Here is a 1,180-nt window from a genome sequence, read left to right on the forward strand (position 1 = left end):
GCCGGCGGGGACCGCGCCGCGGGTCACGACCACAAGCCGCGACTCCTCGAACGCGGGCGCGGCCAGCCACGCCTGCAGGACCCGCAGTACCCGGGACGTTACCGCCAGCGCAGCACCGTCGCCGCCGTCGCTCATGGCGTCCAGCACGGCCACCGGCGGCACGCTCGCACCCTCGGCCAGCGCCGCCACGTCGCGGGCGGCGCCCACCGGCGCCCAGGACGGTGACGGCTCTGCGTGCGTCAGGGGTAGTCCGGCCCACTCCACCCGGAACAGCGAGTCACGGCTCTCGCCCGCCACGACGCCCAGCCGCTCGGCGGACACGGGCCGGGACACCAGCGAATCCATCGTCACGACAGGCCCGCCGGTCTCGTCGGCGGCCTCGACCGACAGCGCGTCCGAGCCGGAGGGCGCGAGCCGCACACGCAACGCCGTGGCGCCGGCCGCGTGCAGCACCACCCCGTTCCACGCGAACGCCAGCACCGGTTCTTCCGGCTCCTGCGCACCACCGGCCGTGGCGGCCTGCAGGGCGGCGTCGAGCAGCGCCGGGTGCACGCCGAACCGCGCGGCGTCCTTGCGCAGGCCGTCGGGCAGGGTGACCTCGGCGAACACCTCGTCACCGCGCCGCCACACCGCCCGAAGGCACTGGAACGCCGGACCGTAGGCGTAGCCGCGCTCGGCAAGGCCGGTGTAGAAGTCCGCGACGTCGACCTCCACCGCGCCCGGCGGCGGCCACGCCACGAAGTCGAATCCGGCGCCACTGCCCGGCACGGCCGACAGCACGCCGGTGGCATGCCGTGTCCACGGGCCCGCGCCGCCATCGCGCAGCGAGTACACGTCCACAGTGCGGGCACCGTTGCCGTCCGGGCCGCTCACGGCAACCTGCACCCGGACCCCGCCGTGCTCGGGCAGCACCAGCGGCGCCTCGATCACCAACTCGTCCAGGACGGGGCAGCCGGCCTCGTCACCGGCGCGCACGGCCAACTCGACGAGCCCGCTGCCCGGCACGATCACAACTCCGCCGACCGCGTGGTCGGCCAGCCACGGGTGTGACCGCACCGACAGCCGCGAGGTGAACACCAGCCCGCCGGACTGCGGCAGCGGCACCACCGCCCCCAGCATTGGGTGGTCGGCCGCCGCCTGGCCCAGCGACGCCGCGTCGGTGACCGACTCGGCGGGCCGG

Annotated in this window: 1 protein-coding gene; it reads right to left on the minus strand. The window is 76.0% G+C overall.

Features of this window, described 5'->3' with window-relative positions; genetic code table 11:
- The coding region (locus AF1_RS32650) for a polyketide synthase dehydratase domain-containing protein (RefSeq protein ID WP_174548925.1) at positions 1 to 1,180 on the minus strand (1,180 nt) is incomplete at both ends.

The sequence above is a fragment of the Actinomadura formosensis NBRC 14204 genome, assembly GCF_001552155.1.
GTDB classification, from domain to species: Bacteria; Actinomycetota; Actinomycetes; order Streptosporangiales; family Streptosporangiaceae; genus Spirillospora; species Spirillospora formosensis.